This is a genomic window from Marinobacter sp. SS8-8 (assembly GCF_030540945.1).
Taxonomy (GTDB): domain Bacteria; phylum Pseudomonadota; class Gammaproteobacteria; order Pseudomonadales; family Oleiphilaceae; genus Marinobacter.
Window position 1 is genome coordinate 55,353 of the sequence record NZ_JASSVN010000004.1, and the last position, 26,301, is coordinate 81,653.

The 26,301-nt window shown below is 58.3% G+C and carries 20 protein-coding genes and 1 pseudogene; 1 reads left to right on the top strand and 20 read right to left on the bottom strand.

The features are described 5' to 3' along the window. The first annotated feature begins 57 nt into the window (after window positions 1-57). On the top strand, window positions 58-1,134 hold the full coding sequence (locus tag QPL96_RS05810; protein WP_303286221.1) for a 3-deoxy-7-phosphoheptulonate synthase: 1,077 nt from the start codon (window positions 58-60) through the stop codon (window positions 1,132-1,134). 28 nt (window positions 1,135-1,162) lie between these two features. Here QPL96_RS05810 and cobA read toward each other — a convergent pair. From cobA to leuC, 20 genes and pseudogenes are all read right to left on the bottom strand, one after another. After that, window positions 1,163-1,909 (bottom strand): annotated as a pseudogene (gene cobA / locus QPL96_RS05815) (uroporphyrinogen-III C-methyltransferase); the annotation flags it as partial. 101 nt (window positions 1,910-2,010) lie between these two features. Further along, window positions 2,011-3,285 carry a serine--tRNA ligase gene (gene serS, locus QPL96_RS05820; RefSeq protein WP_303286222.1) on the bottom strand — a complete coding sequence of 425 codons (1,275 nt, stop codon included), beginning with the start codon at window positions 3,283-3,285 and terminating at the stop codon, window positions 2,011-2,013. Window positions 3,286-3,372: 87 nt separating this feature from the next. Beyond that, window positions 3,373-4,710 (bottom strand): replication-associated recombination protein A, encoded by a 1,338-nt coding sequence (locus tag QPL96_RS05825; RefSeq protein WP_303286224.1) that lies wholly within the window; start codon window positions 4,708-4,710, stop codon window positions 3,373-3,375. Beyond that, window positions 4,710-5,363, bottom strand: coding sequence for an outer membrane lipoprotein chaperone LolA (lolA, locus tag QPL96_RS05830; RefSeq protein ID WP_303286226.1), 654 nt, complete (start codon window positions 5,361-5,363; stop codon window positions 4,710-4,712). The genes QPL96_RS05825 and lolA overlap by 1 nt, the downstream gene beginning before the upstream one ends. A 6-nt stretch (window positions 5,364-5,369) precedes the next feature. Continuing rightward, entirely contained in the window at window positions 5,370-7,985 is a 2,616-nt protein-coding gene (locus QPL96_RS05835; protein ID WP_303286227.1) for a DNA translocase FtsK, read from the bottom strand. Window positions 7,986-7,991: 6 nt separating this feature from the next. Then, window positions 7,992-9,233, bottom strand: a complete 1,242-nt coding sequence (locus tag QPL96_RS05840; protein WP_303286228.1) for an O-succinylhomoserine sulfhydrylase — start codon at window positions 9,231-9,233, stop codon at window positions 7,992-7,994. A gap of 27 nt (window positions 9,234-9,260) precedes the next feature. Beyond that, window positions 9,261-10,787: an amidophosphoribosyltransferase gene (purF, locus tag QPL96_RS05845; protein WP_303286230.1), complete on the bottom strand. Its 1,527-nt coding sequence runs from the start codon at window positions 10,785-10,787 to the stop codon at window positions 9,261-9,263. A 34-nt stretch (window positions 10,788-10,821) separates the two neighbouring features. Further along, window positions 10,822-11,391: a CvpA family protein gene (locus QPL96_RS05850; RefSeq protein ID WP_303286232.1), complete on the bottom strand. Its 570-nt coding sequence runs from the start codon at window positions 11,389-11,391 to the stop codon at window positions 10,822-10,824. Between the two features lie 92 nt (window positions 11,392-11,483). Beyond that, on the bottom strand, window positions 11,484-12,047 hold the full coding sequence (locus tag QPL96_RS05855; protein WP_303286233.1) for an SPOR domain-containing protein: 564 nt from the start codon (window positions 12,045-12,047) through the stop codon (window positions 11,484-11,486). A 146-nt stretch (window positions 12,048-12,193) separates the two neighbouring features. Beyond that, window positions 12,194-13,534 (bottom strand): bifunctional tetrahydrofolate synthase/dihydrofolate synthase, encoded by a 1,341-nt coding sequence (gene folC / locus QPL96_RS05860; RefSeq protein WP_303286235.1) that lies wholly within the window; start codon window positions 13,532-13,534, stop codon window positions 12,194-12,196. Continuing rightward, the gene (gene accD, locus QPL96_RS05865) at window positions 13,518-14,444 is read right to left on the bottom strand and encodes an acetyl-CoA carboxylase, carboxyltransferase subunit beta (RefSeq protein ID WP_303286237.1); all 927 of its coding nucleotides are present in this window, start codon (window positions 14,442-14,444) and stop codon (window positions 13,518-13,520) included. The genes folC and accD overlap by 17 nt, the downstream gene beginning before the upstream one ends. Window positions 14,445-14,492: 48 nt before the next feature. Continuing rightward, the gene (gene trpA, locus QPL96_RS05870) at window positions 14,493-15,305 is read right to left on the bottom strand and encodes a tryptophan synthase subunit alpha (protein ID WP_303286239.1); all 813 of its coding nucleotides are present in this window, start codon (window positions 15,303-15,305) and stop codon (window positions 14,493-14,495) included. 19 nt (window positions 15,306-15,324) lie between these two features. Next, window positions 15,325-16,521 (bottom strand): tryptophan synthase subunit beta, encoded by a 1,197-nt coding sequence (gene trpB / locus QPL96_RS05875; protein WP_303286469.1) that lies wholly within the window; start codon window positions 16,519-16,521, stop codon window positions 15,325-15,327. A 4-nt stretch (window positions 16,522-16,525) separates the two neighbouring features. Continuing rightward, a complete protein-coding gene (locus QPL96_RS05880) occupies window positions 16,526-17,155 on the bottom strand; it encodes a phosphoribosylanthranilate isomerase (RefSeq protein ID WP_303286240.1) in 630 nt (209 codons plus the stop codon). Further along, complete coding sequence (truA, locus tag QPL96_RS05885) at window positions 17,152-18,060, bottom strand: tRNA pseudouridine(38-40) synthase TruA (protein ID WP_303286242.1); 909 nt, start codon at window positions 18,058-18,060, stop codon at window positions 17,152-17,154. The genes QPL96_RS05880 and truA overlap by 4 nt, the downstream gene beginning before the upstream one ends. 106 nt (window positions 18,061-18,166) lie before the next feature. Then, window positions 18,167-21,379 (bottom strand): FimV/HubP family polar landmark protein, encoded by a 3,213-nt coding sequence (locus QPL96_RS05890; protein ID WP_303286244.1) that lies wholly within the window; start codon window positions 21,377-21,379, stop codon window positions 18,167-18,169. A 312-nt stretch (window positions 21,380-21,691) separates the two neighbouring features. Next, window positions 21,692-22,807, bottom strand: a complete 1,116-nt coding sequence (asd, locus tag QPL96_RS05895) for an aspartate-semialdehyde dehydrogenase (protein ID WP_303286246.1) — start codon at window positions 22,805-22,807, stop codon at window positions 21,692-21,694. Between the two features lie 128 nt (window positions 22,808-22,935). Continuing rightward, a complete protein-coding gene (gene leuB / locus QPL96_RS05900; protein WP_303286248.1) occupies window positions 22,936-24,009 on the bottom strand; it encodes a 3-isopropylmalate dehydrogenase in 1,074 nt (357 codons plus the stop codon). A gap of 22 nt (window positions 24,010-24,031) precedes the next feature. Continuing rightward, complete coding sequence (gene leuD, locus QPL96_RS05905) at window positions 24,032-24,688, bottom strand: 3-isopropylmalate dehydratase small subunit (RefSeq protein ID WP_303286249.1); 657 nt, start codon at window positions 24,686-24,688, stop codon at window positions 24,032-24,034. A 16-nt stretch (window positions 24,689-24,704) separates the two neighbouring features. Further along, complete coding sequence (gene leuC / locus QPL96_RS05910; RefSeq protein WP_303286251.1) at window positions 24,705-26,123, bottom strand: 3-isopropylmalate dehydratase large subunit; 1,419 nt, start codon at window positions 26,121-26,123, stop codon at window positions 24,705-24,707. Window positions 26,124-26,301: the final 178 nt, after the last annotated feature.

The window sequence follows — 26,301 nt, forward strand, 5'->3', positions numbered from 1 at the left end:
GGCACCATTGATCGCACATCAGGGTTGCAAGGATCAGAATCGGGGAAACAGAACAACATGTCGGGCAACAGACTAGAGAATTTGAACGTGGCGAGCCAGGAAACGCTGATCACTCCTGAAGCGCTGAAAAAGGAGATGCCACTCTCCGGGAAGGCCGCTGAGACCGTATCCAGGGGACGCCAGGCTATCTACGACATTATGGACGGCAAAGACCACCGGCTGTTCGTCGTCATTGGCCCCTGCTCCATTCACGACGTTGAAGCCGCCCGGGATTATGCCACGCGACTGAAGAAACTGGCCGACGAAGTCAGTGACACCCTGCTGATCGTCATGCGCGTCTATTTTGAAAAGCCCCGTACTACCGTTGGCTGGAAGGGCCTGATCAACGATCCGCACCTGAACGACACCTTTGATATTGAGCAGGGGCTGCATATTGGCCGCCGTTTGCTGCTGGACATCAACGAGCTCGGCCTGCCGGCAGCCACCGAGGCACTCGATCCGATTTCCCCCCAGTATCTCCAGGACACCATCGCCTGGTCCGCCATCGGCGCACGTACCACGGAATCCCAGACCCACCGGGAAATGAGCAGTGGCCTGTCCATGGCGATCGGCTTCAAGAACGGCACCGATGGCAGCCTCGATGTGGCGGTCAACGCCATGAAGTCTGTCTCACACCCCCACAGCTTCCTGGGCATTGACCAGCAAGGCCAGGTGGCCATCATTCGTACCCGGGGTAATCACTACGGCCACGTTGTTCTGCGTGGCGGTGGCGGCAAGCCCAACTACGATTCCGTCAGTGTAGCCCTGTGCGAGCAGGCCTTGGACAAGGCCGGCCTGCGCAAGTCCGTGATGATCGATTGCAGTCACGCCAATTCCAGCAAGGACCCGGCTATCCAGCCGCTGGTTATGCAGGATGTGACCCACCAGATTCTTGAGGGTAACTCCTCAATCCAGAGCCTGATGGTTGAGAGCAACATCAACTGGGGCAACCAGCCTCTCTCCGGGAATCTGGCCGACCTGAAATACGGCGTCTCCGTGACCGACGCCTGTATTGACTGGCCAACCACGGAGAAAGCCGTCCGGGATATGCGCGAGAAGCTGAAGGATGTGCTGCCGAAACGCAAGATCGGCTAGGCGCTTATCAGCATCAGAACGGGGAGCCTCAGCTCCCCGTCACAGCACCTACCCAGTCCAGCCGGTCCCTGAGCGCCACAACCTGGCCGACAATCACCAGTGTCGGTGCCTGAACCGCGCCCGCCTCCACCCTGTCGACAATATTGCAGAGATTGCCAGTCACCACACGTTGCTCTTTCGTGGTTCCCCTTGATACCAGCGCCACAGGCATGTCTTCAGGCATACCATGGTCGATCAGCTGCCGGCAGATAATGGGCAGACCCACCAGCCCCATGTAGAACACCAGAGTCTGGTTATTCTGGACAAAGTCCTGCCAGGGCAGATCGCAGGTATCGTTCTTGAGGTGGCCGGTAACGAACCGGACAGACTGGGCGTAATCCCGATGGGTCAGCGGTATGCCGGCATAGGCGGCGCAGCCAGAGGCCGCGGTAATACCCGGCACTACCTGGAAGCGCACCCCTGCCTCCGCCAGGGTTTCAATCTCTTCCCCACCCCGGCCGAAAATGAACGGATCACCGCCCTTCAGGCGAACCACTCTGCGGCCCTGCCTGGCCAGATCCACCAAGCGCTGGTTAATCTGATCCTGGGGCAAGGTGTGATTGGCCCGTTGCTTCCCGACGTGGATCATCTCCGCCGATTCGGGAATCAAAGCCAGTATTTCCGGTGAGACCAGGCGGTCGTAGAGTACGACCTCCGCCGAGGTGATCAGCCGCCAGGCCTTGAGAGTCAGCAGTTCAGGGTCACCAGGGCCGGCCCCGACAAGGGCCACCTCACCTGCGGATGTGTTCGGATTCGAGGTAACCGGATTAACCCTGTACCGGGCCGGTGCAGGGCGTGCACCAACGCCCTTTCCTGGTGCGCTTTCTGGCTGATCACTCATTGGATTCGGCCAATGCCTCCCATGTACGGTTTCAGAACTTCCGGAACCAGGATGCTGCCATCGACCTGCTGATAGTTCTCCATAACCGCAATAAGGGCACGGCCAACAGCAAGACCGGAACCGTTCAGGGTATGAACAGGTTCAGGCTTCCCGGTTTCCGGATTTCGCCAACGTGCACGCATGCGTCGTGCCTGAAAATCGCGGGTATTGGAACAGGAGGAGATCTCACGGAACTTGTCCTGCCCCGGCAGCCAGACTTCCAGGTCGTAGGTCCTGGCGGCGGAAAAGCCCATATCGCCGCCACAGAGAGCGACGACGCGATAAGGCAGCTCCAGCAACTGAAGCACCTTCTCGGCGTGGCCGGTCAGCGTTTCCAGAGCGGCCTCGGAATCCTGCGGGCGCACCACCTGCACCAGCTCGACCTTGTCGAACTGGTGCTGGCGGATCATGCCGCGGGTGTCACGGCCGTAGGAACCGGCTTCACTGCGGAAACACGGGGTATGGCAGACCATCTTCAGTGGCAGCTCTCTGGCGTCCAGAATGCTGTCAGACACCAGGTTTGTGGCCGGCACTTCGGCGGTCGGGATCAGGTAAAGTGGTTTTTCCCCTTCTGTCTTGAAGAGGTCTTCCTCGAATTTCGGCAGCTGGCCAGTGCCATAGAGCGTATCGGCATTCACCAGATAGGGAACATAGGTCTCCAGGTAACCGTGCTCGCCGGTGTGCAGATCCAGCATGAACTGGGCCAGGGCGCGATGAAGACGGGCCACAGGGCCGCGCATCACCGCAAACCGGGAATGGGCAAGACGGGTTGCGGTCTCGAAGTCGAGGCCGTTCAGGCCCTCACCCAGGGCGACGTGGTCTTTGGGCTCGAACTCGAAGTGCTTCGGGGTGCCCCAGGTCCGAACCTCAACATTATCCGCTTCGCTCTCGCCGGCGGGAACGTCTTCATCCGGAAGATTGGGAATGCCGGCCAGGAAGGCGTTCAGCTCTTCCTGAAGTGCGCGCAGCTCATCTTCCGCCCCGGATTTCTGCGTCTTCAGGTTTTCCACTTCGTCCAGCAACGGCTGGATATCCTCACCGGCGGCCTTGGCCTTACCGATCAATCTGGACCGTTTGTTCTGCTCGCCCTGCAGAGTTTCCGTACGTACCTGCATGGCACGACGGCGCTCTTCAAGCTGATCGAAGGTGGCAGTATCGAATTCGAAATTCCTGATGGCCAGCCGACGGGCGATCTCTTCTGTCTGGGCACGGACATGTTTGGGATCGAGCATGATTATCCTGAGTCTTCCGGTTAGCGATGTAATGATTGACTGGCCATTATACCCGCACTGGCGCTGCTGGCTACCGCAGTGAAAGGCTCAGCGGTAGCGTTTACGGGGACTTTCAGTGTTGCGGGAATCAAGCCGCTGGCGTTTCTCAGCCAGCTTGATTTCCAGGCCGCGATTGACAGGCTCGTAATACCGGCGCTGATGGATGGCTTCGGGAAGGTAGCACTCCCCGGCTGCAAACCCCTCGGGTTCATCGTGGGCATACCGGTAGGAATCACCGTGGCCCATGCTTTTCAGAAGCTTGGTGGGTGCGTTCCGAAGGTGAACCGGCACCTCATAGTCCGGGTCCTGCCTTATGTCTGCCATGCACTGGTTAAAGGCCGTGTATACGGCATTACTCTTGGGCGCCAGCGCCAGGTAGGTAACGGCCTGGGCAAGAGCCAGTTCACCCTCCGGTGAGCCGAGCCTCTCCTGGGTATCCCAGGCGTCCAGGCTCAATTGCAAGGCGCGGGGGTCGGCATTGCCGATGTCTTCGCTGGCAATACGAACCAGTCGCCGGGCCAGGTACAGCGGGTCACAGCCACCATCCAGCATCCGGCACAGCCAGTAAAGCGAACCGTCCGGGTCGGAACCGCGAACCGACTTATGCAGTGCCGAAATCTGATCGTAGAACACATCACCGCCCTTATCGAACCGGCGCAGGCTGGTCTGCATGACCTGCCCAAGCTGATCCGCCGTTATCCGGTCGTTTCCTGCCTCGTCCGGCTCGGCAAGATCGGCAGCCACCTCCAGAATATTCAGCGCGCGACGTGCATCTCCTCCGGAGGCTGAAGCCATCAGGGTTAACACATCGTCTTCGACCATCAGGCGGCCGCCAAACCCCTCCCCGGCTACCAGCGCACGTCGCAACAGCCGGAGAATATCCTCTTCCCCGAGATTCTTGAGTACGTAGACACGTGTGCGCGACAGCAGTGCGCTGTTCAGTTCAAAGGACGGGTTTTCGGTGGTGGCACCGACAAAAATGAAAGTGCCGTCTTCGATGTGCGGCAGGAAGGCATCCTGCTGGCTCTTGTTGAACCGGTGGACCTCGTCCACGAACAACAGAGTGTCCCGCCCCTGGGACTGCTTTCGGTTGCGGGCCCGCTCGACAACAGCGCGAATCTCCTTCACGCCGCTCAGAACGGCCGAAACTGTCTCGAAACTCAGGTCACCGACGTTGGCTAGCAGTTGGGCAAAGGTGGTTTTACCAACACCGGGAGGCCCCCAGAGGATCATCGAGTGGAGTTGCCCCTGCTCCACCGCACGCCTGAGGGGCCTGCCGGGACCGACCAGGTGGGCCTGGCCGACATAGTCGTCCAGGGTTGCCGGCCGCATTCTCGCGGCGAGAGGCCGGAAACCTCCGGCTTCCATGAACAGGTTGTCCTGCATCAGGCCCCGTCCCGGATAATATCGACGCCCTCCGGGTATTCGAGGGTAAAGGCGCTGGCTTCAACCGGCTCATTCAGCCTGACCCGGTCAAAGCTCAGGATGCTGATCTGGGACAGGGAATCCTGCATTCGCATTTCCTGCAACTCCCCCTTGAAAAAGGTCAGCCTCAGGGAGGTGAACAGGGAATCCGGGCTTCGTGGCGCCAGGGTAAACTCGCGGGTATGGTCACCAATCTGGCGACCGGACACCCGGTAGGTTTCTTTCAGGTTGGCCACTTCACCGCTGAGCAAAAGGGCCGGCGTGGATTGCACCCGGTCATCCAGTTTATGGATGGTTACCTGCTCCAGGTCCGGATCGTAGACTTCAACAGTTTCGCCGTTGCTCACGATGTATTGGGAAAGTGGGGCACTGGTTTCCCAGTAGAACAGGCCCGGACGCTTGGCTTTCAGGGACCCGCGGGTTTCCTGCACCTTGTTGCCGTTTCCGCTGACCACGATCTGGATAAAATCCGCCTGGTAGGATTCGTAGCTTTCCAGCAGGGAGGCCAGTTCATCGGCCCCGGCGCTGGAATTGGTTTCGTCAGCCACGGCAGCACTGGCGAAGAAGCCGATAAACGCCAGCGTTAGCAGGCGGTTCAGGAATGACTGTCGCATTACAACTTACTCCTGATCTCTTGGTGGAGGCGGAGCCAGAACTTCACGGGCGCCATTATGGCCCGCCGCGCTCACTACGCCCGATGCTTCCATGGCATCAACCAGGTTTGCGGCCCGGTTGTAACCGATCTTGAATTTCCGCTGCACGGATGAAATCGAGACACGGCGACCTTCGGTAACGAAGGCAACGGCCTCGTCAAACAGGGCATCTCCCTCATTGTCGCCACCTTCGGACAGGTTCGGCACCCCCGGCAGGCTCTCGCCCTCGGCACCGCTCAGCACATCGTCCACATACACAGGTTCACCCCGGGCCTTCCAGGCGCTGACCACACGGTGAACCTCGTCATCATCCACAAACGCCCCGTGCACCCGTACCGGCAACCCGGAGCCCGGAGGCAGGTAAAGCATGTCACCGTGGCCCAGCAGTTGTTCAGCGCCGCCCTGATCCAGCACGGTCCGGGAATCGATCTTGGAGGAGACCTGGAAGGACATCCGGGTTGGAATGTTGGCCTTGATCAGGCCGGTGATCACGTCAACGGACGGGCGCTGTGTCGCCAGGATAAGGTGAATACCGGCCGCCCGTGCCTTTTGCGCAATCCGGGCAATCAGCTCCTCAACCTTTTTACCAACAATCATCATCATGTCGGCAAATTCGTCGATCACCACCACAATGAACGGCAGCGTTTCGAGTTCCGGCCGTTCCTGCTCGTCATTGGCAAGGTATTCGTCCGGCTTCCAGAACGGATCCGGAAGCGGCTCACCCGCCGCCACCGCATCCTTTACCTTGCGGTTGTAACCGGCGAGGTTACGAACCCCGAGGCTGGCCATCAGCTTGTACCGCCGCTCCATTTCGGCAACGCACCAGCGCAGGGCATTGGCCGCTTCCTTCATGTCGGTGACCACCGGCGCCAGCAAGTGGGGAATGCCATCGTAGATGCTGAGCTCAAGCATCTTCGGGTCAACCATGATGAAGCGGACATCTTCGGGGCCGGCCTTGAGCAGCATGCTCAGCAGCATGGCGTTAACGCCAACGGATTTACCGGAACCGGTGGTGCCGGCTACCAGCAGGTGCGGCATCTTTGCCAGGTTGGCCACCATGGGATTGCCGCCGATGTCGTTACCCAGCGCCAGGGTCAGCGGTGAGCTGGACTCCTGGAATACCCGCGCGCCCAACACTTCACTGAGACGGACCATTTCCCGCTCTTCATTGGGAATCTCGATACCAACCACGGATTTGCCGGGAATAACCTCAACAACCCGAACACTCAGCACCGCCAGTGACCGGGCCAGATCCTTGGCAAGGTTAGAGATTTTGCTGACCTTTACCCCGGCCGCAGGCTTGATTTCAAATCGGGTGATAACGGGGCCGGGGTTAACCTCGACCACTTCCACGGAAACCCCGAAGTCCGCCAGTTTCTCTTCCAGCAATCGGGACATATGCTCGAGGGATTCTTCCGAATAGCCCTTCTCCTGATGCTCCTCGGGGGGATCAAGCAGGGAAATGGGCGGGATCGGGCTTTCAATATCTTCCAGCAACGATGGCTGCTTGTTGCTCTTGCCGTTTAACCGGGACGGCTGTTCGTCTTTCTTGAACGGTGAAATCTTCAGTGAGCGGCCTGCCGGCTGAAGGGGCGCTGCGTTTTGCGACTTTTCAGGCTTGATGGCACTGGCAGGCGCCTCGTCCCGCGAACTGAAGCTCTCGAGCCGCGCCGGCTCCGGTTCAACAGCCGCAGACAGTCCGTCCAGACCCGGTTCAAGGCGGTCCCCGGAGGAGTTCGCAGTTGCCCTGGGCTTTTTCGGTTTTTTCGGACCGAAACCAGGGATGTGCTGCCACCATCGCCGGCCCGTTGCCTTGTCTTTAGTCCCGGTTTTTTCGGTCGGGGGTATTCGATCCCTGATAACCGGTGGTTCCGCCTTCGGTGAAGGTCCTGGTGCAGGCCCTTCTTGGGAATCCGGCCTGGCCGGTGTGTGGCCACCGCTGAACAAACCCTTGATCGCCAATCCGGTTTTCAGGGTCAGGCTACCTACCTGATCCATCAGCCAGAACCAGGACAACCCCGTAGTGACGGTCAGGGCAAACAGGAAAATAGCAATCAGAAGCAGAGTGGTTGCCGGAAGGTTGAAGAAGCGCACCATGGCATCCGCCACCGTCGTTCCAAGCACTCCGCCGGACGATACGCCAAGACCGAACACCGAGTACAGCGACAAAAGGCTGGTTGCCGAGAGCAGAATCAGAAGAAACCCGCCGAAACGCATCAGAAACAGCGGCCAGTGCAGATCCAGGGAATCATTGCGACGGCGGATAAGCATCAGGGCGTAACCAGCAATCATCAGGGGGAACAGGTAAGCCACCTGGCCGAAAAAATCCATGAACAGACTGGCCAGCCAGGCGCCGGTGCGACCGGCGTAGTTCTGGACGCTGGTGTCGTGGCCGATGCTGGCCCAGCCCGGGTCTGAAGGGCTGAAGGTCACCAGTGCCATGGACAGGTAGATGCACAGAGAGATTAACGCAATCACAGCGCCTTCACGGGCGCCCTGTGCAGCCAGTCTGCGAAAGCGCAGCTGCTTCTCTGTCAGTTCCTGTTCCTGTGATGCTCTCTTCGCTTTCGCAGATTCGGCCATGAATGCTCAGACGTTGCTGGTGCTTGCGTTCCGAAGCGCCTGAAAGCCCCTTGCAAGGTCGGTTTTCAGGTCTTCAACTGCTTCAATCCCAACGGAAATACGAATCAGGTTTTCCGTGATGCCGGCACGCTCCTTGTCCTCCGGCGACAATCGCCCGTGAGTCGTGGTAGCCGGGTGAGTAATAGTGGTTTTGACATCACCCAGGTTCGCGGTGATGGAAATCATCCGGGTGGCGTCAATGAATTCCCACGCCTCTTCTCGGGCGCCTTTGAGCCGGAAAGACAACACCCCTCCGAAACCCTTCTGCTGTTTTTTTGCCAGGTCGTGCTGGGGGTGGCTCTCAAGACCGGCATAGAACACACATTCCACCGCCGGTTGTTGCTCCAGCCACAGGGCCAACTCTAACGCATTGTCGCAATGGGCGCGCATACGAATCGGTAAGGTTTCCAGGCCCTTCTGGAAAACCCAGGCGTTGAAAGGGCTCATGGTAGGGCCCGCGGACCGCAGGAAGCCATAGACCTCTTCCATCATTTTTTCAGAGCCCACCACGACGCCACCGACGCACCGGCCCTGGCCGTCCAGATATTTGGTGGCGGAATGGATCACGATATCCGCCCCCTGCTCCAATGGCCTCTGGAGGACCGGAGTGCAGAAGCAGTTATCCACCACGAACAGCGCATCGCTGTCGCAGGCCAGTTGAGCCAGCCTGGCCATATCCGCCACTTCGCACAACGGATTGGACGGAGTCTCTATGAACAGCATACGGGTTTCCGGACGAACCGATGCTCGCCATTCTTCCATGTCCGTCAGGCTGACAAACGAGGTTTCCACCCCAAACCTTGCCATGTACTTCTGGAACAGCACATTGGTGGTGCCGAATACGCCCCGAGAGCAGACAACATGATCGCCGCTGTGCAGCAGCGCCATGCAGGTGCTCAGGATTGCGGCCATGCCGGAGGCGGTTGCCACCGCCCGCTCGCCCCCTTCCATGGCCGCAATCCGGGCCTCGAAGGCCTGAACCGTCGGATTGGTGAAGCGGGAGTAGATGTTGCCCGGCTCATCTCCGCCAAAGCGGGCGGCCGCCTGGGCGGCGCTGCCGTAGACAAAACTGGACGTGGGGAAAATAGCGTCGCTGTGCTCGAGCTGGCCGGTGCGGATCTGCCCCGCCCTCACCGCCAGGGTATCAACGGACATACCCTCAAGATCCGATTCCGGAATCCAGACAGTTTCTTCGCGGCGTAAGGTCATCAACGTCTCCTGCCAGGTACGGCTGTTTCAGTCTTCGTCGTTGTACAGGTCAATAATACCGTTATCACTGGATGTGGCTCCGGTATTCTCGAAACGTTTGCCATCGTTGCGCAGTTCTTCCAGCCGGTTAAGGTAGGCCGCATCAACATCTCCGGTCACATATTTACCGGTGAAGACCGAGCACTCCCAGCCCTCAATATCGTCATTCACATCACTGACGCAGGTTACCAGATCATCCAGGTCCTGATAGAGCAGCCAGTCTGCACCAATCAGCTCCCGGATTTCTTCAACGGTGCAGTCGTGGGCTATCAGCTCGCTGGCAGAGGGCATGTCGATCCCGTACACATTCGGGTAGCGAACAGGGGGGGCCGCCGACGCAAAATAGACTTTGCGGGCACCCGCATCCCGCGCCATCTGGACAATCTCCTTACAGGTGGTCCCGCGCACGATCGAGTCGTCCACCAGCATCACATTCTTGCCCCGGAACTCCAGATCGATCGGGTTCAGCTTCTGGCGAACGGACTTCTTCCGCATTTTCTGACCAGGCATGATGAACGTCCGGCCGATGTAGCGGTTCTTGATAAAGCCTTCCCGGAATTTGACCCCAAGGCGGTGGGCCATCTGCATGGCGGAGGTCCGGCTGGTGTCCGGAATCGGTATCACCACATCGATATCATGGTCGGGACATTCCCGCAGGACTTTCTCGGCCAGGGTCTCCCCCATCCGCAGGCGCGCCTTGTAGACCGACACCTTGTCAAGGATGGAGTCCGGGCGGGCAAAATACACATGCTCGAAAATACACGGGAAAAGATGGGGGTCTTCGGCGCACTGACGGGTGTACAGGGTACCGTCGGTTTCGATATAGACGGCCTCGCCCGGCGCAATATCACGAACCAGGGTATAACCCGCGGCACTCAGAGCCACGCTTTCCGAAGCGATCATGTATTCCTTCCGGCCATCCTCAGTGGTACGCTCGCCGTAGCAGGCCGGCCGGATTCCGTTCGGGTCCCGGAAGCCGACAATGCCGTAACCGGTGATCATGGCAATCACGGCATAGGCACCCCGGCAGCGCTTGTGCACGGCGCTTACCGCTGAAAAAATTTCGTCCTTGGTGGGATCGAGCTTACCCAGCTTCTGCAGTTCATGGGCGAACACGTTCAACAGCACTTCCGAATCCGAATTGGTGTTGATGTGGCGAAGATCGGTCCGGAACAGGTCCTTGCTGAGATCATCGGCATTGGTCAGGTTGCCGTTATGGGCCAGGGTAATGCCGTAGGGACTGTTTACATAGAACGGCTGGGCTTCGGCGGAACTGGAACTGCCGGCTGTCGGGTAACGCACATGCCCGATACCCACGTTACCCACCAGGCGGCGCATATGCCGGGTGTGGAACACGTCCCGCACCAGTCCGTTATCCTTGCGAAGGTAAAAACGATCATCCTGAAAAGTAACAATGCCCGCCGCGTCCTGGCCCCGGTGCTGAAGTACAGTCAACGCATCATAGAGCGACTGGTTGACGTTGGAAGTACTGACGATGCCGACAATGCCACACATGGATAAGGGGTTCTCCGAGTGTTAAAACTGAATGTTAGCGGGACGCAGAGGCTGGTTCCACGCCTTCCTGCAGTGTAACGGGTTCCGGGGCTCGCGCACCCTCGGGCGCAGGCCCCAGAAAACGCGCAAATTCATCGCCCAGGGTCCGCCGGGACCAGTCTTCAACCACCGCAAGGCGGTCAATGATAATGGACGTTCGCCACCAGGTATCCTGTGCCAGCGGGGTGTATCGGGTAAAGGCAATGGCGACAATCACGACGACAACACCTCGCAAGAGCCCAAACCCCATGCCAAGCACCCGGTCCGTGGCTGAAAGCCCTGTGACCCTGACCAGGTGACCAATCATGTTGTTAATGATGGCTCCGACAATGAGCGTTCCAAAGAAGAGTATGGCGAAGGCGGCAATGAGCCTGACCAGGGGTGTTTCTACCGTGCTTTCCAGCAGGCCTTGCATTTGAGGATGGAAGGTTCTGGCAAGGATGAACGCACCAACCCAGGTCACCAGAGACAGGGCTTCTTTTACGAAACCCCGCTTCAGACTGATGAGCGTGGAAACTGTAATCAGGGCGATAATGACCCAGTCAATCCAGATCAGCGCTTCCATGGAAAACCCGGTGGAGAAAAGGAAGCGCGAATTCTATCAGGAAACCCCGGTTCGCCAAACCGCCTGACCCACATAAAACCGGCTGAGCGTGGCTATTTTCCGCCGGACGTAACCAGGCTGTTCACGCCAAACGCCTCATCCACGGCTCGCTTTGCTGCTTCGGCTTCCGACCTGGTGGCAAACGGACCGCTGAAAACCCGGGTAAGCGTGGTATCACCACGGACAACGGCCTGGAGATGAGAGCCATAGCCCTTCTCCCGAACCTTGTCCCGCAACCGGCGGGCATTGTCTTCATTGCCAAAACTTCCCAACTGGACCACCCAGGCACCCTCAAGGGAGCGCTCATACTCGGCCGTTTCCGGCTCAGCGGGCGCGGCATCGGAGCCTTGTTCAAGAATTCGGTACGCGGGCGAGTCCTCGCCCTCCCCTGCGCCGGATTCAGGCACATCAGGTGCCTTCTCCCTGAGCTCATAGGAAGGCGCCGGTGGCACCTCGGTTTCAGGCGCCTCAACCTCAGGGAAAGGGGGTTCTTCCGGGATTTTGATGGTTGTGGAACTACGCTCCGGGTGAGGCTCGTCAAAAAGCATGGGAACAAAGATAACCGCCAGGGAAACGAGCACCAACGCCCCGATTATTCTCTGTTTCAATCCATCCACTTTGCCAGGCTCCCATCTGTTGTGACCGCGCTGTTGTGACCGCGCTGTTGTGACTGCGCCGCAAGAGACGCCTACCCGCAGATACTAACCGCCCGGCAGCCGGAACTCAAAGGCAGCCCCGCTGCCATGGACAAAGTTTAAGGCACTCAGGTCGGCCCCGGGGCCCGCTTTTGTAAACCACAGCGAAGCAGAATTTCCCGAGCCTGCGCGGCGGTATGGAACGAACCGAAAACAACCACCAGATCATCCGCTGAGGCATTCGACAATGCGGTATTCAGTGCCTGCAGGACGGTTTCGGAGGCGCTCACAGCCGTCAGCCCGACGGCCCACAGCCTGTCTTTCAGGACTGCCCCGGAAAGCCCCCTGGGAGCATCAAGCCCCGCCAGGTACCAGTGATCCACTACTCCGGCCATGGCTCTGCCAACGCCTTCAACATCCTTGTCGGCCAGCGCCGCATAAACGGCGTGAACCTCTTTACCCGGCGTTTTCAGGCTCTCCAACTGGCCAGACAGCCAGCGCGCAGCATGGGGATTGTGGCCCACATCAACCAAGATATCCGGATGTTTCCCAAGCAACTCGAATCGACCAGGGACACTCAGGACCGAAAGGGTCTGTTCGATCACTGAAATATCCAGCTCCGGCTCAAGATTGCGGATGGCCACGACTGCCGCAGCGACACTTTTCAGCGGCAGCGGCCCGGCCGGCAAGCGAATCAACTGCCCCCCGTATTCCAGGGCCGGACCGGGGTTCGACCCCCTGTGCCCTTGCCGCGGTGACAGGTGATAATCGCGCTCCAGCAGTGCCAGATCCACTTTCTGTGCCGCAACCTGCTGAAGCACGGAACGGGGCGGATCATTGTCGGCATAAACGGCCGGGATACCCGGCCTCAGCACGCCGGCCTTTTCAAATCCGATAACCTCCCGGTTATCGCCAAGAAAGGCGACGTGATCGATGTCCACCGATGTCAGTATGGCGAAATCGGCATCCAGGACATTCACTGCATCCAGCCGCCCGCCCAGGCCAACCTCCAGAATCCAGTGATCCACGCCCGCATTGGCGAAGGCCACGAACGCCGCCAGTGTACCAAATTCGAAATAGGTCAAAGAGACCTTTCCCCGGGCGGCCTCGACCACCTCAAACGCCTTCACCAGTTCTTCATCCGGGATATCGGTGCCGTCCAGGCGAACACGCTCGTTATAGCTCTGGAGGTGAGGCGAAGTGTAGGCGCCGGTGCGGCGCCCCGCGGCCCGCAACAGGGCCTCCACTGCCGCAACCGCACTGCCCTTGCCGTTGGTGCCGGCCACAGTGATGATGCGAGCTCCCGGTTTGCGACGGAAGATTCGGCGAAGCACGATCAGGACCCGGTCCAGCCCAAGGTCAATTTCGGTTGGGTGCATCGCTTCGAGGTAGGCAAGCCACTGGTCGACCGTGGCACCAGCCCCCGGAGAAACCGGAGGCCGGACAGAGCGGTTACTCGGTGGGGGCATCGATTTCTGGCTTCTCGGACACATCAAACTCGATAGGTTCTTCAGTGCCCGGACGTTCCTGACCCGTGAACTTGGCCAGTACGTGGGCAATCCGCTCCCGCATCTGGTGGCGGTGAAGGATCATATCAATCGCCCCGTGCTCCAGCAGGAACTCACTGCGCTGGAACCCTTCGGGGAGCTTCTCACGAACCGTCTGCTCGATGACCCGTGGCCCGGCAAAACCGATCAGCGCATTTGGCTCGGCGATGTTCAGGTCGCCCAGCATCGCCAGACTGGCGGAAACGCCGCCAAAGACCGGGTCTGTCATGACCGAAATATAGGGAATTCCTTCCTGTTTCATGCGCTCCAGAACAGCTGCGGTTTTCGACATCTGCATCAATGACAGAATCGCTTCCTGCATTCGCGCGCCGCCGCTGGCCGAGAAACAGACGAGGGGAATACGGTGCTCCAGAGCAATGTTGGCGGCCTGAACGAATTTCTCGCCGACCACCTGACCCATGGAACCGCCGAGGAATTTGAACTCGAAGGAGCAGGCAACGAGTGGAACGCCCAGAGTTGTCCCCCTCATCGCTATCAGGGCGTCCTTCTCCCCTGTCGCCTTCTGGGCCTGGGACAGACGGTCCTTGTAGCGCTTGGTGTCCTTGAACTTCAGGCGATCCCATGGCTCAAGCTCAGCCGAAATCTCTTCCCGGCCGTCCTCGTCAAGGAATATATCCAGGCGCCGACGGGCACTAACCCTGAGGTGGTGGTTACATTTCGGGCAAACATCGAGATTCTTCTCAAGCTCCGGCTTGTAGAGAAAGGCGCCGCACTTGGGGCATTTCTTCCACAGCCCCTCCGGCACACCGGTTCTCTGCTTGGATTCCGAGCGGATCTTGCTCGGCATGATCTTGTCCAGCCAGTTACTCATGGTTTCATCCTGTCCTTTGATGCCTGTTTGCCCTCACCCCTGATTCAATCAGGAGGCCAGGCTGTCCAGCGCTTCACGCATCGGGTGGAGCAGATCCGTCAATGCTCGTTTGAGCTGGCCGGTATCTGCCTGATTCCTGGCTATTGTATCGACCAGGACACTGCCAACAATTACACCATCGGATACCCGGCCGACTGCAGCAGCCGTTTCCGCATCCCGGATACCGAAGCCGACGCCCACGGGAAGCGCTGTCAGTTCGTGAATGTGGTTCACTTTTGCGGCAACCTCTTCCACGTTGATTGTGGCAGAGCCTGTCACACCCTTGATTGAAACATAGTACACATAACCGGAAGAGTGCTCGCTGATTGCACGAATCCGGTCATCGGTCGTGGTCGGTGCCAGCAAAAAGATGGCGTCCAGATTGTGCTCGGTAAACAAAGGAGCCACCTCGCCGGCCTCTTCCGGCGGCAGATCGACCGTCAGGATGCCATCCACACCCGCGTCTTTGGCCGCATCCGCGAATGTTTCATAGCCCATCGCCTCCATGGGGTTCAGATACCCCATCAGCACCACCGGTGTGCTGTCGTTGGTCTTTCGGAACTCCTTGACCATGCCGATAACCTGCCGGAGGGAGGTTCCATGGACCAGCGCCCGCTCGCAGGCCAGCTGGATGACCGGACCGTCTGCCATCGGATCCGAGAATGGCACCCCCAGTTCAATAATATCAGCGCCGGCCGCCACCAGGGTGTGCATCAGATCCACCGTCACATCGGGGTGCGGGTCTCCGGCGGTAATGTAGGGGATAAGTGCCTTGCGACCTTGTCCTTTAAGGGTATTGAGAACCCCTTCGATTCGGCTCATGCCTGCTCCTGTTGATTCTTCAGATCTCGATGCCTTCAAGCCTGGCAACTGTGTTTATGTCCTTGTCGCCGCGACCGGAGACATTGATGACCACGGTCTGGTCTTTGTCCATGGTTGCCGCCATTTTGATAGCGTAAGCCACCGCGTGCGCGGTCTCCAGGGCAGGCATGATGCCTTCAACGCGGGTCAATTTGCGGAAACCTTCCATAGCTTCATCGTCGGTGACCGATACATAGTGGGCCCGGCCAATGTCCTTCAGCCAGCTGTGCTCCGGCCCGACACCCGGGTAGTCCAGGCCGGCACTGACAGAATGAGTGTCGGCAATCTGGCCATTCTCATCTTCCATCAGGTAGGTCCGGTTACCGTGCAGCACGCCCGGCCGACCGGCGCAGAGAGGTGCCGCGTGTTTTCCGGTTTCAATGCCCAGGCCACCGGCTTCAACCCCGTACAGCTCCACGGATTCATCCGCGAGGAACGGATAGAACAGACCTATGGCATTTGATCCTCCGCCGACACAGGCCACCAGTGCATCTGGCAATTTGCCGGTCTTCTCAAGGCACTGACGACGGGCTTCACGACCGATTACCGACTGGAAATCCCGAACCAGCATCGGATACGGGTGTGGCCCCGCCACAGTGCCAATGATGTAAAAGGTGTCATCAACGTGCGCCACCCAGTCCCGCATGGCATCGTTCATGGCATCCTTCAGCGTTTTAGAGCCACTCTGCACGGCATGGACCCGAGCGCCCAGCAGCTTCATACGGAAGACGTTCAGAGACTGGCGCTGAACGTCCTCGGCACCCATGAACACATGACACTCAAGCCCCAGACGGGCGCAGACCGTTGCCGTCGCAACACCGTGCTGGCCGGCACCGGTCTCTGCAATAATCCGTTTCTTCCCCAGGAAACTGGCGAGCAGTGCCTGGCCAATCGTGTTGTTCACCTTGTGGGCGCCGGTGTGGCAAAGATCTTCACGCTTGAGCCAGATCTGCGCACCGCCGGTCTCCCGGGTCAGGCGCTCGGCAAAGTAAAGAGGCGTGGGCCGGCCCACGTAATCCGCCAGTTCCTTGTCGAACCGCGCCTGAAATTCCGGGTCTTTCCTGAGGCGGTTATATTCTTTCTCGAGTGTCATCAGGGAATCCATCAGAGTCTCGGAAACAAACCGCCCACCGAAGGCCCCGAAGTGACCCCGCGCGTCCGGCAGTGCGCTCAGCATTTCTTCAGTCAGTTTTACAGACACGGTGAACCTCTTTGATAAAATGAGAAATTTTCTGGATATCCTTGATGCCTTTGCCTTGTTCAACACCGCCGCTGACATCCACCGCCCACGGTTTCACCTGGTTTACCGCGGCAAATACGTTAGCAGATGACAACCCGCCGGCCAATATGAGCGGCAGTGGCCGGTCCTCCGGTATCAGCGCCCAGTTGAAGCCCTTCCCGGTACCGCCGTATTTTTCCGGATCCCAGGCATCGACCAGCAAACCGGCAGAGTCCCGGAACTCTTCAAACGCACGCTCGATCTGACCGGCTTTCCGAACCCGGACGGCCTTGATCCAGCGGCGCCCGAAGCCTGAGCAGAAAACGGCAGTTTCGTCGCCATGAAACTGCAGAAGATCCAGCGGAACCTTGTCGAGCACCGTCTCGACGTCCTGCCGGGAGGGATTCACAAACAGGCCGACAGCGGACACGAACGCAGGGATGCGGCGAACCAGAGCTGCGGCCTGATCCGCATTGACTGACCGGGGGCTTGGCCCATAGAAGACAAACCCCAGAGCGTCTGCACCGCATTCAACCGCCGCATCCACGTCCTCAGGACGAGTCAGGCCGCATATTTTTACGCGTGCGTTCATTGGCTCGGTACCCGTTGCTTGGGATGGATATGTGTGGGCATAAGAGGGCGGTTTTCCGCCCGACTGAACCACGGCCTCAGAAAACCGGGACCACACTCGGCAGCAGGCAAACCGAACTCACCAGGATAACCCACATCAACCAGATACAGACCGTGGGGAGGCGCGGTAACACCGGCCACTGTCCGGTCTCTGGCGGCCAGTATCTCATGAATCCACTCTACTGGCTGCTTCCCTGAACCCACCGCCATCAATGCCCCGGCAATATTCCGCACCATGTGGTGCAAAAATGCGTTGGCCTGCACATCAATTACGACAAAATCACGCTTTCGGGTTACCGAGATCCTTTCCAGGAAACGGATCGGCGTTCGGGACTGGCAGCCGGCTGCACGGAAGGAGGAGAAATCGTGCTCACCTGCCAGCGCCTGCGCTGCCTCATGCATTCGCCCGGCATCGAGAGGACGGAATGTCCAGCTCACCTGCCCCCGCTGGATACCGGGCCGCACCGGATGGTTGTAGATGATGTAGCGGTAACGGCGGTACGTGGCTGAGAAACGGGCATGGAAATCGCCCTCGCCATTTCCGGCCCAGTGTACGGAAATATCCTCGGGCAATGCGGTGTTGATGCCCATCACCCAGGACCGGAGGTTCCGCACCGAAGGGGTATCGAAATGGGCAATCTGGTAACTCGCGTGGACACCGGCATCAGTGCGCCCCGCACAAACCAGATCCACGGGGTGATCGGCGACCCTTGCCACCGCTTTGGCAAGTTCGGCTTCGACCGACCGGACACCGGATTTCTGGAGCTGCCAGCCGTGGAACCTGCGGCCATCATACTCAAACGCAAGCACGACTCGCCCTGCCCCGATGGCGTTATCTGTGGTGAGTTGCCGGGTTTCAAGAAACAAGTGCGAATCCGGAAAGTATGTTTCTGTAAAAACAAAGCGCCGGCATGATGCCGGGAATCAACCCGGCGACCGGCGCTTGCTGCCTGTCAGGCCCGATTATAACGGATCAGGACAGGTTTTTAAGGAGATCCTGTGCCTCCGCTTTCTGGTCTTCACTGCCTTCCAGGGCGACTTCTTCAAGGATGTCCCTGGCGCCATCAGCGTCACCCATCTCGATGTAGGCCCGCGCAAGATCAAGCTTGGTGGCAGCCTCATCGGTACCGGCAAGGAAATCGAAGTCATCGTCATCCCCGAGGTCGTTCTCATCGATATCGGCAACGGACGAACGGAAGGACTCCCCGGCCACCTCATCGGATGCAACGGGTACATCCAGATCTTCATCTGAAATTTCATCGACATCAGCGGGGAGGATCCGGTCATCAAGGTCATTAAGGTCATCAAGGCCATCTGCAACGCCCTGCCGCTCAAGCTCCTCGGCCCCCTCAACGGCCTTTTCAGGACCGGCTTCTTCGGCATCGCCCAGAACATCGCCCTCTGCAAGGGTGTCCTCAAGGCCCAGTTCCTCATCCAGGGAAGCAGGCTCTTCCTCGTCGTGATTCGCCGAATCCGCGGAATCAGAGAACTCCTCCATCAGCGCCAGGTCTTCATCGGACACATCCAGTTCAAGGTCATCCAGCGAGGCTTCTTCCATTCCGCTTCCGTCCAGCTCGTCTTCTTCACCGGCGACCTTGTCGAGCTCGGCATCAAGTTCATCAAGAAAGGACTCGTCCAGAGAATCGATAGCAACGTCGGAGTCTTCCCCGGACAGACTGACTTCATCGGCCGCTTCACCAGACTCCCTCGCTGGCGTTTCTTCCCCCAGATCACTCTCGTCGAGCTCCAGACCCAGTTCTTCTTCGATCTCATCGGGCTTTGTTTCTGTGTCAGAGAGTTCATCAAGATCCATCTCGAACTCCGAGGACATATCCCACTCACCGGACTCCCCGGGCTCAGGAGTTTCTTCGGTAGCCGTCTTTTCTTCTGCGGACTCAAGTTCAATACCCGACAGGTCGTATTCGATCAGATCATCCTTGCCTTCTTCTTTCGGGCCGTCCGACCCAGAAGTTTCCGGTTCTTCAAACTCATTCAGATCAAAGTCTGATAGATCGGAATCGAAGTCACCGAATTCGTTCTCGGCAGGCTCTTCCTGCTCCGAATCGAACCGATCCGCCAGGAGCTCTTCAGATACAGGTTTGTCTTCACCATCAACCGAATCGTCATCCGCCGCCTTTCCGGAATGGTAAGAGGCCGCGAAGGAATCTGAGCGAAGCTGTGATTCAAGGTCATCGATGCTTGGCATGGATTCCGCTTCCTCCAGTCTCGCCCGCAACTCATTTGCTGTCGTCAGGGCTTCTTCGTCATCCAGCGCCGCGATTTCACCAAACTGCTTTTCAAAGGATTCACGATCCTGGGTGTCGGCATATACGCCCAACAGCTTCAGACGCAAATCAGTGCGGCTTGGCTCGCGGGAGATTGCGGTTTCCAGCGTTTGTGCTGCCTGGTCGTGACGACCATAGGCAATGTAGGTGTCTGCTTCCTCGAGGGTGTTACTGGCAACGGATTCCTGATCGTCCTCATCCAGATTCAGATCAAAGGAATCTGTACCTTCCTCCGTTTCGCTATTCAGCTGTTCGTAAAACGCCTTTTCCCGGTTCGCATTGCGACGGGCAAGGAGCAGGAGCAGCAACAGGAGAACGATCAGGCCACCGCCAAGGGCAATCTGGTACATTGGGTTGTTGGTGATCGCATCAATCACATTAGCCGGAAAGCCCCTCTCTGCGACAGGAGCCTGGGGTGCCGGCTTTGGTTCGGGCTCTGCCACCTGCGAAGGCTGAGAGGCCGAAGGAGCTGGCCCGGCAACGTCTTCGCCCATGTCTTCGGAAGTCGCGTCGACGCCAGCCTCCGCCATGACCTGCTCATCAGATGGTAAGGCAACATCGGCAGCCGCATCTTCCGGTGCATCTTCAGCCCCCGCCAGCTCAGCGGTTTCAGGTGCGGGTTCGGCCTGTTCACCGGGCACGGCAGGTTCACCCTCTCCGGTGACCTTCTCATCCACAACAGCGGTCTCTTCCGGAGGTGTCACGCCCCCAGTCACCGCCGCAGTAGCGGCAGCCTCGCTCTCACCAGAGACAGTCTGCTCCTGAGAGGCTGCCCCGGTTGCCTGTTGAATCTCGGCAAGCTGGGTATTTTTCAGTTCAAGCAGACGCTGGAGTGTCTGAACCTGATCCTGAAGATCCTTTACCCGGCTGTTCAGTTCTGTATTTTCGCGTCGTGCGCTTTCCAGCTCTTCCATCGCAACAGCGGTGCCGGCATCAACGCCACCAGGCAGTTGGCCATCCCCGCCGGCGGAGCCACCTTCGGAAGCATCACCACCGGATTCCCCGGCGACAACCAGCTTCAGCTCATCACCACCTGCCGCCGGCTCCGGAGATACAGGTTGTTGCTGCCGGCTCGCAGTTGCATCAATGGTACGCCGGGGCGACTGAAATTCCTGATTCTGCTGGCTGACAATGCGAATTGCCTGAGCACGCGTCCGGCTCTGTATCTGGTCAATGGAGGGGACACGGAGCACTTCGCCGCGCTTCAGGCGATTGATGTTATTGTTGATGAATGCACCCGGATTCAGGTCCTGTATTGCAAGCATGACCTGCTGCATGGAAACGCTGTCATTGGGGCGTACGCGGGAAGCAATGGTCCACAAGGTATCGGATGGCCCGGTTGGCCCGAAGGTATCCGCCTGATAACCCGCGTCCAGTGACCGCTCGGCCTGCGACTGACGGCGCAAGGACTCCTGGCTGCGGGTTGCTGAGGGTTGCCGGGCCGTTTCAGTGGAAGCCGCCGGGGGTACATTAACCTGCTCCTGTACCCCCGAGTCCTCTGCGTACACCGGCGGATCAACAAGAACGGCGTATTCACGCATCAACCGGCCGCTCGGCCAGGTCATTTCCAGCAGGAAATTGAGGTACGGTTCCCTCAGGGGCTCGCGCGAGGAAACGTTAACGGCAAGACTGCCATCGTTACGGGTAACCACCTGGAACCGGAGCTTGCTCAGAAACTGGTTGCGATCCAGCCCCACCCGTTCGTATGCCTGTTCCGAAGCAATGTTGACGAATACGTCCCCTGGATTAACGCCTCGGCTCTGGGGCAGAACAATCTCCGCATCCAGTGGCTCGTTCAGATAGGACTGAAGTTCAATTTCACCCAGCCCAAGGGCCTGTGCGACGCCGGATCCGAGCCCTCCCACCAGAGCCAGGGCAACCGCAAGCTTGCGTACCTTCATGCTTTTTCCTTTCCAGTCTCCGTTATTCGTTACTGCTTGTTTCAAACAGAATCGGACGAGGTTGGATGACTTCCATCTGGATAGTTCTCGTTATTATGTGTTCTTTTTAATAGTCAGCCCGGCAAGTATTGTTGATAAAACCTCTTTTATCAATCAATCAGCCGCAATCCTTGCACCATTTTTTATCAATCGCGCGGAACTGCCTAGCGCTCCTGAAAATAACAGGGGCGGAGGCTGAAATCAGCCTCCGCCCCCTTACCGGTTTACTGAAACCGGACACAGTTGGCATTTATTGCCTCTGCGTAACAATTCTTAACGCTCCTGAAGGATCCGGAGCATACGACGCAGCGGTTCGGCAGCACCCCAGAGCAGCTGATCACCTACGGTGAACGCGGAAATATACTCCGGCCCCATGGCCAGCTTGCGGATGCGGCCAATCGGCACGCTCAGGGTACCGGTAACCTTCGCCGGAGTCAGTTCCTCAATAGTTGCATCGCGGTCATTGGGGATAACCTTTACCCAGTCATTGGCCTTCGCCAGGATCGACTCAATTTCTGAAACCGGCAGGTCCTTCTTCAGCTTGATGGTCAGTGCCTGACTGTGGGAGCGCATGGCGCCAATCCGCACGCAGATACCATCAATTGGAATCGGGTTGTCCGAACGACCAAGAATCTTGTTAGTCTCTACACCGGCTTTCCACTCTTCCTTGCTCATACCGTTATCGAGCTGCCTGTCGATAAACGGAATCAGGCTACCGGCCAGCGGTACCTGGAAGTGCTCGGTGGGAAACCCATCGGAGCGCATGGTTTCGGTCACCTTCCGGTCAATCTCGAGAATCGCGGAAGACGGGTTATCCAGCTCGGCTTTCACACTGCTGTTGAGCACACCCATCTGGTTCAGCAATTCACGCATGTTCTGCGCACCGGAGCCAGAGGCCGCCTGATAGGTCATGGGCGTTACCCACTCGATCAGGTCCCGCTCAAGCAGACCGCCAAGGGCCAGCATCATCAGGCTGACGGTGCAGTTACCCCCAATGTAATCCCTGACCCCCTTGGCCAGCGCGGCATCAATAACATCGCGGTTGACCGGATCCAGGACAATAACCGAGTGGTCAGCCATCCGGAGCGTGGATGCGGCATCAATCCAGTAGCCTTCCCAGCCCGCGTCGCGGAGCTTCTGGTAAACCGCACCGGTGTAATCGCCACCCTGGCAGGTCACGATCACATCCAGGGTTTTCAGAATCTCAACGTCGAACGCATCCTGGAGTGCAGGAACGCCCCCCTTGCCTACATCCGGTGCGGGCTTGCCCGCCTGGGATGTGGTGAAAAACACCGGTTCGATATCGGCGAAATCGTTTTCTTCACGCATGCGCTGCATGAGGACCGAGCCCACCATGCCACGCCAACCTACAAGTCCAACTCGCTTCATGTGCGATCTTCAGACCTCGTTTTATGCCCGCCCGAAGCCTTTATCGCTGGCAGGGACAGGATGGATGATCCCGCGGCAACTGCATCCCGCTACCGTCGGGTCTCAAAAAACTGGACAGAAACCGCTCTTTAAAGCGCAGCCAGAACAGCCTCACCCATTTCCCGGGTGGAGACCCTGGCCGCGCCTTCAGACATGATGTCTGCCGTTCGCAGCCCCTGATCCAGAACCTTGCTGACCGCCGCCTCAATGGCTTCAGCCGCTTTTTCCTCATTAAGACTGTACCGCAACATCATGGCAGCACTAAGGATAGTGGCCAGCGGATTGGCAATACCCTTGCCGGCAATATCCGGCGCAGAGCCATGACAGGGTTCGTACATACCCTGCTTTTCCGAATTCAGCGACGCCGATGGCAACATGCCAATGGAGCCGGTAAGCATAGCCGCTTCGTCCGAAAGAATATCACCAAACATGTTGCCAGTCACAATCACATCGAACTGCTTGGGTGCGCGCACCAGCTGCATGGCGGCGTTATCCACGTACATGTGGGACAACTCCACGTCCGGGTATTCCCGGCGCAGATCGTTCATGATTTCCCGCCACAAAACAGTCACTTCCAGCACATTCGCCTTGTCAACGGAACACAGCTTCCTGCCACGCTGCTGAGCCGCCTCAAAAGCAACCCGGCCTATACGACGAATTTCCGATTCTGTATAGGCGTAGGTGTTGTAGCCCTGACGCTCTCCGCTTTCCAGTTCGCGAACGCCGCGCGGCTGGCCAAAATAGATGCCTCCAGTCAGCTCCCGGACGATCAGGATGTCCAGGCCGGATACCACTTCCGGCTTCAGCGACGACGCCGAGGCCAGTTGCGGATACAGGATGGCCGGGCGCAGGTTGGCAAACAGCTCAAGATTTGATCGCAACCCCAGCAATCCCTTCTCGGGGCGCCTGGCCATCGGGAGGCTGTCCCACTGGGGACCGCCAACGGCACCCAGCAGGATGGCATCGGCTTTGGTCGCTTTTTCCAGCGTTTCATCCGGAAGCGGGCTATCCGTTGCATCGATTGCCGCGCCGCCGACCAGGCCGGACTCGAAGCCCAGGCCAAGATCGAACTGGTCATTGACTTTATGAAGCACCTTTTCGGCCTCAGCCACGATTTCCGGCCCGATACCGTCGCCGGGAAGCATCAACACTGTTCTGGACATGGTTTTTCCTTGCAAGAGTCTTCTATTGGATTCCGCCACCGGCGCCAAACAGCCAGGGCGCGGTTTTACGACGACTGTCTTCATACGATTTGATGGCATCCGCATCTTCCAGCGTGACACCGATATCGTCCAGGCCGTTAAGCAGACAATGACGGCGGAAGTCATCCACCTCGAAACCGAACGTCTCACCCGAAGGCGTGCTCACTGTCCTGGCCTCAAGATCCACAGACAGTTGATAGCCTTCGCCCTGCTCCACTTCCTGAAAGAGGCGATCAACTATTTCCTCAGGAAGGACAATCGGTAACAGACCATTCTTAAAGCAGTTATTATAGAAAATATCGGCAAAACTCGGGGCAATAATCACCCGGAAACCGAAATCTTCCAGCGCCCAGGGCGCGTGTTCGCGGCTGGAACCGCAGCCAAAGTTGCGGCGCGCCAAGAGGACACTCGCGTTCTTGTACCTGTCCTGGTTCAGAACAAAATCCGGATTGATCGGGCGTTTGGCACAATCCTGATCCGGCTTGCCTTCATCCAGGTACCGCAGCTCATCAAACAGATTCGGCCCGAAGCCGGTGCGCTTGATGGACTTCAGAAACTGCTTGGGAATAATCATGTCCGTATCCACATTGGAACGGTCCATGGGGGCGACAACGCCCTGGTGTTGGGTAAATGCGCGCATGGTTCTCTCCTGCGGATCAGTTCATCAACTCACGGACATCAACAAAATGGCCAGTCACCGCAGCGGCTGCCGCCATGGCCGGGCTCACCAGGTGAGTTCGTCCGCCAAAGCCCTGACGACCTTCAAAGTTCCGGTTTGAGGTGGAGGCACAGTGCTCGCCCTGGCCCAGCTTGTCAGCGTTCATTGCCAGGCACATGGAGCAACCCGGGTCACGCCATTCCAGCCCGGCTTCAATGAAAATCCTGTCCAGACCTTCCTGCTCCGCCTGGACTTTCACCAGCCCGGAACCCGGTACCACCATCGCCTGCTTCAACGTCGGCGACACTTTCCGCCCTTTCACCACAGCCGCTGCCTCACGCAGATCCTCGATCCGGCTGTTGGTGCAGGAGCCAATAAACACACGGTCCAGCTGGATATCCGTGATCGGCATATTCGGCTTCAAACCCATGTATTTAAGGGCCCGCACGATGCCTTCGCGCTTGATCGGGTCTTCTTCTTTTTCGGGATCCGGCACTCTGCCTTCAACGCCGACAACCATCTCCGGAGAGGTACCCCAGCTCACCTGGGGCTGGATTTCCGAGCCTTCCAGCTCAACGACCTTATCGAACACCGCGTCATCATCGCTGTGCAGGGTGCGCCAGTAGTCAACCGCCGCGTCCCATTGCTCGTCCTTCGGCGCAAACGGACGGCCACGCACGTAATCAATGGTGGTGTCGTCAACAGCCACCATGCCAACCCGGGCACCCGCCTCAATCGACATGTTGCAAATGGTCATCCGGCCTTCCATGCTCAAACCACGGATAACCTCGCCACCAAACTCGATGGCATGGCCGGTACCACCAGCGGTGCCGATCTTGCCGATGATGGCCAGAACAACATCCTTGCCGGTCACGCCCGGCCCAAGCTTGCCATTTACCTTCACCAGCATATTCTTCATTTTCTGCTGAACCAGGCACTGGGTAGCCAGCACATGTTCAACTTCACTGGTGCCGATACCATGGGCCAGACAGCCAAAGGCACCATGGGTGGAGGTGTGGGAATCGCCACAGACAATACTCATGCCCGGTAAAGTCGCACCCTGCTCTGGTCCAATCACGTGGACAATGCCCTGGCGCTGGTCCTTGATCTTGAACTCAAGGATTCCAAACTCATCGCAGTTCTTGTCAAGGGTTTCCACCTGTATCCGGGATACGGGATCCACAATGCCCTCCACGCCCCGGGCACGGTCGGTGGTGGGCACGTTGTGGTCCGGAGTCGCAATATTGGCATCAATCCGCCACGGCTTCCGCCCGGCCAGACGCAGCCCTTCAAAGGCTTGAGGCGAGGTAACTTCGTGCAGTAACTGACGATCAATATAAATCAGCGCGGAGCCGTCGTCCCGCTGCTTGACGAGATGATCGTCCCACAATTTGTCGTATAAGGTCTTGCCCGCCATGGTTCTCTCTCACTCTCTGGGGGTTTCTGGTTATCACGTTCGATTGCTCTATGTTACCGTTTACTCATAGATAACCTCAATTCATGTTTTTCATCCATCGCATTCCAATTGGTTATTCTTTAGAATTTGGGTGAAGGTCCCGGGTTGGGCCAGCACTTTCAAAACACGCCTACAAGCA

Coding starts and splice junctions, on each gene's coding strand:
- QPL96_RS05810 (WP_303286221.1), top strand. CDS start 58: ATGTCGGGCAACAGACTAGAGAATTTGAACGTGGCGAGCCAGGAAACG.
- leuB (WP_303286248.1), bottom strand. CDS start 24,009: ATGTCCAGAACAGTGTTGATGCTTCCCGGCGACGGTATCGGGCCGGAA.
- QPL96_RS05880 (WP_303286240.1), bottom strand. CDS start 17,155: ATGAACGCACGCGTAAAAATATGCGGCCTGACTCGTCCTGAGGACGTG.
- leuD (WP_303286249.1), bottom strand. CDS start 24,688: ATGCGCGCATTTACCCAACACCAGGGCGTTGTCGCCCCCATGGACCGT.
- lolA (WP_303286226.1), bottom strand. CDS start 5,363: ATGCGACAGTCATTCCTGAACCGCCTGCTAACGCTGGCGTTTATCGGC.
- leuC (WP_303286251.1), bottom strand. CDS start 26,123: ATGGCGGGCAAGACCTTATACGACAAATTGTGGGACGATCATCTCGTC.
- QPL96_RS05850 (WP_303286232.1), bottom strand. CDS start 11,391: ATGGAAGCGCTGATCTGGATTGACTGGGTCATTATCGCCCTGATTACA.
- QPL96_RS05825 (WP_303286224.1), bottom strand. CDS start 4,710: ATGCAGGACAACCTGTTCATGGAAGCCGGAGGTTTCCGGCCTCTCGCC.
- QPL96_RS05835 (WP_303286227.1), bottom strand. CDS start 7,985: ATGGCCGAATCTGCGAAAGCGAAGAGAGCATCACAGGAACAGGAACTG.
- folC (WP_303286235.1), bottom strand. CDS start 13,534: ATGCCCCCACCGAGTAACCGCTCTGTCCGGCCTCCGGTTTCTCCGGGG.
- serS (WP_303286222.1), bottom strand. CDS start 3,285: ATGCTCGATCCCAAACATGTCCGTGCCCAGACAGAAGAGATCGCCCGT.
- trpB (WP_303286469.1), bottom strand. CDS start 16,521: ATGCTGAGCGCACTGCCGGACGCGCGGGGTCACTTCGGGGCCTTCGGT.
- QPL96_RS05890 (WP_303286244.1), bottom strand. CDS start 21,379: ATGAAGGTACGCAAGCTTGCGGTTGCCCTGGCTCTGGTGGGAGGGCTC.
- accD (WP_303286237.1), bottom strand. CDS start 14,444: ATGAGTAACTGGCTGGACAAGATCATGCCGAGCAAGATCCGCTCGGAA.
- QPL96_RS05840 (WP_303286228.1), bottom strand. CDS start 9,233: ATGACCTTACGCCGCGAAGAAACTGTCTGGATTCCGGAATCGGATCTT.
- trpA (WP_303286239.1), bottom strand. CDS start 15,305: ATGAGCCGAATCGAAGGGGTTCTCAATACCCTTAAAGGACAAGGTCGC.
- asd (WP_303286246.1), bottom strand. CDS start 22,807: ATGAAGCGAGTTGGACTTGTAGGTTGGCGTGGCATGGTGGGCTCGGTC.
- purF (WP_303286230.1), bottom strand. CDS start 10,787: ATGTGTGGCATTGTCGGCATCGTCAGTACTTCCAACGTCAACCAGTCG.